This window comes from Aminobacter sp. P4_H6_2 (genome assembly GCF_056400805.1).
The window spans coordinates 1-6,771 of record NZ_JBFUKO010000296.1; the positions used below are offsets into that span (position 1 = coordinate 1).

6 protein-coding genes and 2 pseudogenes are annotated in these 6,771 nt (G+C 62.1%); 2 read left to right on the forward strand and 6 right to left on the reverse strand.

Annotation, left to right across the window (positions count from 1 at the left end):
• Nucleotides 1-193: pseudogene (locus tag AC1DUU_RS19545) on the reverse strand (IS481 family transposase); the annotation flags it as partial.
• Between the two features lie 182 nt (nucleotides 194-375).
• Between AC1DUU_RS19545 and AC1DUU_RS19550 the strand changes: the two are divergent.
• Nucleotides 376-846, forward strand: a complete 471-nt coding sequence (locus tag AC1DUU_RS19550; protein WP_476785062.1) for an aminoacyl-tRNA deacylase — start codon at nucleotides 376-378, stop codon at nucleotides 844-846.
• A gap of 89 nt (nucleotides 847-935) precedes the next feature.
• Here AC1DUU_RS19550 and AC1DUU_RS19555 read toward each other — a convergent pair whose 3' ends face one another.
• On the reverse strand, nucleotides 936-1,772 hold the full coding sequence (locus AC1DUU_RS19555) for a DUF2189 domain-containing protein (RefSeq protein WP_476785063.1): 837 nt from the start codon (nucleotides 1,770-1,772) through the stop codon (nucleotides 936-938).
• Nucleotides 1,773-2,086: 314 nt separating this feature from the next.
• Here AC1DUU_RS19555 and AC1DUU_RS19560 point away from each other — a divergent pair, with 314 nt between their 5' ends.
• Nucleotides 2,087-2,482 (forward strand): c-type cytochrome, encoded by a 396-nt coding sequence (locus AC1DUU_RS19560; protein WP_476785064.1) that lies wholly within the window; start codon nucleotides 2,087-2,089, stop codon nucleotides 2,480-2,482.
• A 327-nt stretch (nucleotides 2,483-2,809) separates the two neighbouring features.
• On the opposite strand, the gene AC1DUU_RS19565 is transcribed toward AC1DUU_RS19560, so the two are convergent.
• The 4 genes and pseudogenes from AC1DUU_RS19565 to AC1DUU_RS19580 form a co-directional block, all read right to left on the reverse strand.
• On the reverse strand, nucleotides 2,810-3,415 hold the full coding sequence (locus AC1DUU_RS19565) for a histidine phosphatase family protein (protein WP_476785065.1): 606 nt from the start codon (nucleotides 3,413-3,415) through the stop codon (nucleotides 2,810-2,812).
• A complete protein-coding gene (locus tag AC1DUU_RS19570; RefSeq protein WP_476785066.1) occupies nucleotides 3,415-4,512 on the reverse strand; it encodes an ABC transporter ATP-binding protein in 1,098 nt (365 codons plus the stop codon). Before AC1DUU_RS19570 ends, AC1DUU_RS19565 begins: the two co-directional genes overlap by 1 nt.
• Nucleotides 4,509-6,254 (reverse strand): ABC transporter permease, encoded by a 1,746-nt coding sequence (locus AC1DUU_RS19575; protein ID WP_476785067.1) that lies wholly within the window; start codon nucleotides 6,252-6,254, stop codon nucleotides 4,509-4,511. Before AC1DUU_RS19575 ends, AC1DUU_RS19570 begins: the two co-directional genes overlap by 4 nt.
• Before the next feature lie 115 nt (nucleotides 6,255-6,369).
• Nucleotides 6,370-6,771 (reverse strand): annotated as a pseudogene (locus tag AC1DUU_RS19580) (ABC transporter substrate-binding protein); the annotation flags it as partial.

Here is a 6,771-nt window from a genome sequence, read left to right on the forward strand (position 1 = left end):
AGAGCACTGTCGATCTCGGCTCCCTCGGACCGGTCGGCAGATCGGCCACCGAAGTCCGCTCCCGCCATTTGGCGACGGTCTTCTGGTTGATTCCGTAGCGTTTCGCCAGCGCCCTCAGGCTCTCTTGACTATGCTGTATCGCTCGACGGACCGCCTCTGTCGTCGTGGCGCTCCCATGAAGAACCTGGCCCATAGTGCATCCCCTGTTTCGGCCAACAAGGATGCCCCATCAAAGCCTGGGATCAAACAGCTAGGTAACGGCAACGCTCTACGCAAAGCCCGCGACAGCGTTCTTCGTTGACAGGGAAAAAGATGGGAGGAGAATGAGTTTTCTCGTTCTCCGACGCGTCGCCCTCCAACAGAAGGACGCCCACGATGACGATCGCAAGGAAACTTCAAGACTACATGGCCGGCAAGGGCATCCACTACGATACCGTTGCCCATCACCGAACCTCGACCAGCAGCCAGACGGCGCAAGCAGCCCATGTTCCAGGCCGCAGGCTCGCCAAATCGGTGCTGCTCCACCATGAAATGGGCTACGCCCTGGCGGTGGTTCCGAGCAGCCACCGGGTCGAGCTCAACACGCTGCAGGACGTGATCGACAAGCGTCTCGGCTTGGCCTCCGAAGACGAGGTCGGCCAGCTGTTCAACGACTGCGACATCGGCGCCGTGCCGCCGGTGGGGGCAGCCTATAACGTGCCGGTGATCCTCGACGAAAGCTTCGGCGCGGAAGGCGATGTCTATTTCGAGGCTGGCGACCACAAGACTCTGGTGCATGTCACGGGCGGCGACTTCCGCAACCTGCTGCAAGATGCGCGCATCGCACGTTTCAGCCATCCGGCATGATCAAGCATCCGCCCCATAAAAGGGGCGGGTGGCGTTCTTTGGTTTGATGGCAAAGCCGACGGCTGGATAGGCCGCCGGCTTGAACGAAGTCAGGTTGTGCGCTTGCGCGACTTCGTGACCGGTGCTGGGGCCGGCTCGATCAGCTTGCGGTAGAGGTGCCAGGTCGAGTGGCCGAGCACTGGCAGGACGATCGCCAGGCCAACGAGAAGCGGTATCGACCCGACAACCAGGGCCGCGGCCACGATCAGGCCCCAGAGCAGCATCGGAACCGGGTTGGCCATGATCGCCCGCGCCGAGGTCTCGACCGCCGCATAGGCGCCGATGTCGCGATCAAGCAGCAGCGGGAAGGCGATGACCGTCGTGCTCAACGCGATAAGGGCAAAGACAAGGCCGATGAGGTTGCCGAGGATCATCAGCGTCCAGCCGCGCTGGGTGGTCAGCACGTCGTTGATGAAGCTGGAGTAGGTCGCGGGTGCCGTGTCGCCATAGAGCCAGGCGTAAAGCGCGTGAGCGGTCAAAAGCCAGGCCACGAACAGGGCCATCAGCATGATGCCGAGGACGGCGATGGCCGGCATGGCGGGCGATTGCCTGACCTCGAAAGCATGCTTCCACGAGGTGTCGAGGTTTTTCTCGCGCCTGCGGCTGATCTCATAAAGGCCGATTGCCGCGAATGGTCCAAGTAGCGCAAAGCCGGTCACCAGCGGGTAGATCAGCTGCAGCGCGTTGCCGCCTGAGGTCCATGTGATGAGGAACACGCCTACGACCGGATAGATCAGGCACAAAAAGACATAGTGCGAGGGTTTGTTCCAAAAATCTTCAAATCCCCGTCGGAGCGCGTCAAAGACATCCGAGACGCCAATGCGACGTATAGCGGGATGTTCGACGTTGCTGCCAGTGCCTGCTGCGTAGACGTGGAAATTTGCCATGAACCATTCCTCCGGGATCGGGTCCGGTTGGGGTCGCGGCTCGCGGTGCTGCCGTCCAGCGTGTCTGGTCACGCGAAACCGCGACCTGCACCGCCCGGGAGCATACTATTCATCTCAGGGTTTGTCGCCCCTGCGGCGCCGCGCATGCCTCAACAACGCGCGGCGAGGCAGCACTTTGAATACGTCTTTTAGATGTGCTGGGAGATGTGCTGGCATCGAGATGCCGCAGCGGAATGGCGCATGGCGCGTTTGTTTGCGCAGCGCTAATATCGTTCGCGTCGACGGGAAGCGCCGGCCAGAGTGAGGAGATAGCCATGAGACTGACCGCATGGGGCGCACAAGCCCTTCTTGCAGCTTCGGTTCTAGCCACAAATCCGGTTCATGCGGCGGGCGACGCGGCCGCCGGCAAAAAAGTCTTCACCAAATGCATGGCCTGCCATGAGGCGGCGGTCGAAAAAGACAAGGTCGGCCCATCGCTGCATGGTGTCATCGGCCGCACCGCAGGCACACTGCCGAGCTTCCAGGCGAAATATTCCGACGCCATGAAAAAGGCCGGTGCTGGCGGTCTCGTCTGGGATGAGACCAACATCGCTGCCTATATGAAAGCTCCGAAAGACAAAGTGCCCGGCAACAAGATGGCCTTTCCCGGTCTCAAGGACGATACCGACATCGCCAATGTGATTGCCTATATCGAAGAGGTGTCGAAGTAGCGAAGCCGCACAAGCAGCCACATTTTTCTTCGGACTGGATGATCGCTTGCCAGGTCGCCATGTGGCCGGAAGAGCTTTTGCCGATTTGCCGGTGGTAGCGTGCCCCTGATCAGGGAAGTGCGTCACGCATCGTGCCCGCAAGATGTAAGTTTCTATGCTTGCCGCGAAGATTTTAACTTGCTAACATTGTATGAAATCGGTATCGCTTAGTTATACTGCGTACACTGGTTTTAATTCACTTAGTTATCATTGCCTTCTCTTGGAGGGGAAACTGCGGCTTGCTTGGGGGGGCTAGGCAGCCGCATCATTTCCTTTGGTGGTTTTCTCTCAGTCCGGCGCGTCGAAATCGGGCGTCACAGCTGCGATGTTGTAGGCTTCAAGGCGCGCAACCGGGGCATCCGCGGCATCGAAACTCAGGATCGTTGCAGTCCCTGGCGTCACAGGAACGACACGCGAAGGCGGCAGGCCGAGGAAGGCGTGGCAGGCCGCGCGGATGACGCCGCCATGGACAATGGCAAGCGTGTCGCCATTGCACTTCCTCAAACAGTCCCTCAATCCTTCAACGATGCGGGCGCAGAAATCCGCCCAAGGCTCGCCCTTGTCGGGCGTAAACGTGCCGGCGCGCCAGGCCAGATATTCGTGTGGCCGCTCCGCCTCGAGCTCGTGCTTGATGCGCCCGGTCCAGTTGCCCATGTCGATCTCGCGCAGCCGCGGGTCGAGCGGGGCGTCGCCATAGCCGAGCAGGTGTGCCGTCTGGCGCGTACGGCCAAGGTCGGAAACGACGACCTGATCAGGCGCCATGGCCTTGGCGAAGGTAGCGAAACGCTGGACCTGCTTGATGCCGCGTGGCGACAAAGGCGCGTTGTCGTGGCCCTGGAGCCTGTGTTCGGCATTCCAGGTGGTCTCGCCATGGCGCACCATTACCAATCTCATCAGCTAATCCTTTCACCAGTCATTGCAAAAACCGCGCTCGGCTCGCCTAGGAAACTGAGGCGTATCTGATCGCCGATCGCGGCTCGGAAATATCCATCGGCCATGGCGGTAAGCCGCCGCCCGCCAGAAAAGGCCGTCACCATCGTGCGCCCGGCAATCGGCGCCGCCTCCTCAAAACGTGCCGTGATCGAGGGCCGTCCAGGCACTTCGCCCACCATCAGGTCGTGAGCGCGATAGAGAAGCTGGACACCGTCAAGTGCTTCGGCTCGCATGGCATCCGCCAAGCGCAGCCCTTCATAAATGAGGCCGTCGCCGCTGTTTGAAACTTCGATCAAATTGGCCGGGGGCGTGCCAAGGAAGGTGGCGACAAAGGTGGTGCGCGGGTTTTCCAAAAGCTCCAGCGGCGCGCCGAATTGCTCGACCTTACCGTTGTTGAGTACCGCGACGTGGCTCGCCATGGTCATCGCCTCGACCTGGTCGTGGGTGACATAGACCGAGGTCGCGCCGGTGGCACGGTGGATGCGCATCAGTTCACTACGCATTTCGATGCGCAGCTTGGCGTCGAGATTGGACAGCGGCTCGTCGAACAACAGGATACTCGGCTTGGGGCCGATGGTACGGGCGATCGCCACGCGCTGTTGCTGGCCGCCAGATATCTCGGCGGGGTAGCGCTCCTTGAGCGCGGTGATGCCGAGCAGGCCAAGCACTTCGTCGACGCGCGCGGCGCGATCGGCCTTGTTCCAGCGCGCGACCTTGAGCGGCCATTCGATGTTGCCGGCAACGGTCATGTGCGGCCACAGCGCGTAGCTCTGGAAGACGAGACCGGCGTCGCGCGCTCCGGCATCAGCTACCAGGCCGCGCGCGCCGTCCGAGACGGTGCGACCCATGAAGGCCATTTCGCCTTCGCTCGGCGTTTCAAGCCCCGCCAGCATGCGCAGCAAAGTGGACTTGCCGCAGCCGGAAGGGCCGACAAGCACCAGGAACGCACCTTGTGGCACCGAGATATCGACGTTGTCGACGGCGGTGAAACCGCCGAAACGCTTGGTGATGTTGCGGATCGCAATCGCTGGCGCGGATGTGGAGTTTGTCTTGCTCATGCGGATTTCCACTTCTGGACGCGGTTCTGCAGGCGGTGCGCCAAAAGCGTGGCGACGACGCAAAGGACGAGGATCACCATGGTGATGGCGTTGGCGAACTGCATGAAGCCTTCGGCGGCGTAGCGGTAGGCGAGCATGCTGAGCACGGGCGATGTCGAGGTGAACAGCAGCACCACCAGCGACAGGTCGCGCACGATCTTGACGAAGACCAGCAGCGCCCCGGCGAGCAGGCCGCGAATGGCGAGGGGCATGATGATAGCGCCCATGCGACGGAAGAAACCGGCGCCGGTCAGCCGCGCGCTTTCTTCGATGTCGGCCGAGATCTGGCCGAGCACCGAGCGGCCGGACTGAACCGCGTAAGGCAGTAGATGGGCAGACGCCGCGAGCACCAGGAGCATGAAGGTGCCGTAAAGCGACGGCAGCGGCCCGATGGGTGCGCCGAACAGCGCGATATAGGCGGCGGCAAAGGCGATGGAGGGGATCAGTATCGGCGTGAACGACACCTGGCCGAGTAGGGTCGCCAGCACGCTGCCCTTGTTGCGGGCGATGGTGTGGGCAAGCGCCAGGCCGAGCGCCATAGTGGTGATCGCCACGGTGACGGCGAGCTTCAGCGTCATCCACAAGGCCTCGATCAGCACCGGGTTGCGGAAGATGCCAGCCTGGCCCTGGGCCATGTCGGTGCCGCCTTCGCCGATCCAGAAATGCGTCGTCCAGTTGGAAAACAGCGAGCCATTCTGCAGCGCGAAGCTGGAAGCGGTGAGGATCAGCGCCGGCAGGAAGGTGGTGAGCAGGCAAAGCAAGACGGCGAGTGCGAAGAGCGGCCAGCGCCATTTGCCGAGCGCAAAGCGCTTGGTGCGGCCACCCTTGCCGGTGACGGTGACGAAGTTCTTGCGGCCGGCGACCAGCCTTTCGCCGAGCCACAGGAACGAGGCGGAGACGACGATCAGCAGCAGCGCGATGACGAAGCCACGCTCGGTCTGTCCGGTTTCGATCATGCCAAACAGGCGGGTCGATAATGTCTGCATCCTGACCGGCAGGCCGAGCAGGGCAGGGGCGGCAAAATTGGAAACAGCGCCAGCGAAGGTCAGCGAAGCCGCGGCGACCAGCGCGGGTGTCACCACAGGCAAGATGATGCCGAAGAAGATGCGCGCGCGCTTCGCGCCCGCCACTTGGGCTGCTTCGACAAGGTCTGCGCCGATGGAACTTAATGCAGCGGAAATGACGGTGAAGGCGAGCGAGTAGTAGTGCGCGATGAGTACGATCAGCGTTGGAACAAGGCCCCATGCGAGCCAGTCAGGCACGATGTAGCCATTGGCTTCAAAGAAGCCGACCGATCCGCCAAGCCTGCTGTTGCGAAACAGCGCGCCCCAGGCGAGCGCCGCGGCAAAGCTCGGGATCATGAACGGCATGGTGGCGAGCAGGCCGAGGGTTTTGGGCGCCGGCACGTCGGTGAGCATCACCAGCCAGGCGAGGAAGCCGCCCATCAGGACGCAGCCGGCGGCGACGCCAATGCCGAGCAGAACGGTGTTCCAAAGCGGACGCCACCACAGGTTCTCGGACATTTTGGAGGCGAGCACCGCCTGCCAGGCATCGCGGCCTTCGACGGTCAGCGTGGACAGGACGATCTTGACCATAGGTGCGATGACGAGGACCGAAACGATCAGGATCAGGACAATGGGCACGAGCGTTTCGGAGCGCAAAAAGCCTCTCCGGGACAACACGGATGTTGCGACGGCGGACATGACAAACTTTCTCACGAGACAAGAGAGTGGCGACCTGCCGCATCGCCATGTGGCGATACGACTGGCCAAGCGAATGGAGCGGCGCCTCCCCTCGGGGCGCCGCGACCACCTTTAGTTATTGCAGCGTGAGAACTAGATCGGCGATGCGCTTGCGCGCAGCGGCGGTCTTGACCGGATCTATACGCCAGGCCTTGAGGTCCTTCAGCGGCACCGAATCCGCATTGTCCTTGACGGTCGGGCGGACGGCGTAATCGCCGGCGACGTTGAACGGTTCGAAAGCCGGCCCGCCAGTGGCGGAGTCATCGCCCATCATGAAGTCGATCARCAATCTTGCTGCTGCGGGGCTCGGCGCCTTGTCGACCAGTGCCAGGACTGCGGGGAACAAGATGCCGTTGGTCGGCTCGACATCATTGGCGACCTGCAGCGCCCAGCCTTCCTTTTCATTGTCGCGGCGATCGGAATAGGTGGCGAAGCCAACCGGCGGATTGGCCGACGTCTTGTCGCCGATGGCCTTGTT

Bases quoted from the DNA above. Each gene is read 5' to 3' on its own strand.
- AC1DUU_RS19565 (WP_476785065.1), bottom strand. From the start codon at position 3,415: ATGAGATTGGTAATGGTGCGCCATGGCGAGACCACCTGGAATGCCGAA.
- AC1DUU_RS19560 (WP_476785064.1), top strand. From the start codon at position 2,087: ATGAGACTGACCGCATGGGGCGCACAAGCCCTTCTTGCAGCTTCGGTT.
- AC1DUU_RS19555 (WP_476785063.1), bottom strand. From the start codon at position 1,772: ATGGCAAATTTCCACGTCTACGCAGCAGGCACTGGCAGCAACGTCGAA.
- AC1DUU_RS19550 (WP_476785062.1), top strand. From the start codon at position 376: ATGACGATCGCAAGGAAACTTCAAGACTACATGGCCGGCAAGGGCATC.
- AC1DUU_RS19570 (WP_476785066.1), bottom strand. From the start codon at position 4,512: ATGAGCAAGACAAACTCCACATCCGCGCCAGCGATTGCGATCCGCAAC.
- AC1DUU_RS19575 (WP_476785067.1), bottom strand. From the start codon at position 6,254: ATGTCCGCCGTCGCAACATCCGTGTTGTCCCGGAGAGGCTTTTTGCGC.